1 protein-coding gene is annotated in these 355 nt (G+C 51.0%); it reads left to right on the top strand.

From position 1 onward, the window contains the following. The coding region (locus tag KH400_RS30235) for a hypothetical protein (protein WP_217228531.1) at nt 1–355 on the top strand (355 nt) is incomplete at both ends.

The raw sequence follows: 355 nt of genomic DNA, 5'->3' as shown, positions 1-355 counted from the left end.
GGAAGAGAAGAGGGAGGGAAGAAGAGAAGAAGGGGGGGGGGGGGGAAGGAGGAGGAGAAAAAAGAGAGAGAAAAGAGAAGAGGAGGGGGAAGAGGAAGAGGGGGAGAAGAGAAAGAGGAAAAGAAAGAGAGGGGGAAGAGGGGAAGGAGGAAGAGGGAGAAAGGGAAGAAAAGAGGGAGGGAGAAGAGGAGGAAGGGGGAGAAAGGAGGAAGGAGAAGGAAAAAGAGGGAGGGGAGGAGAAGAAAAAGGGGAGAAAGGAAAAGGGGAGGAAAGAAGAGAAGAAGGAGAAGAAAGAAGAAGAGGGGGAAGGGAGAGAGAAAGAAGGGGGAAAGGAGGAAGAAAGGAAAAAAGAGAA

Source organism: Desertibacillus haloalkaliphilus (assembly GCF_019039105.1).
Lineage (GTDB): Bacteria > Bacillota > Bacilli > Bacillales > KJ1-10-99 > Desertibacillus > Desertibacillus haloalkaliphilus.
Note: the sequence above shows the minus strand (reverse complement) of the source record. Positions and strands in the feature narration are given on the sequence as shown.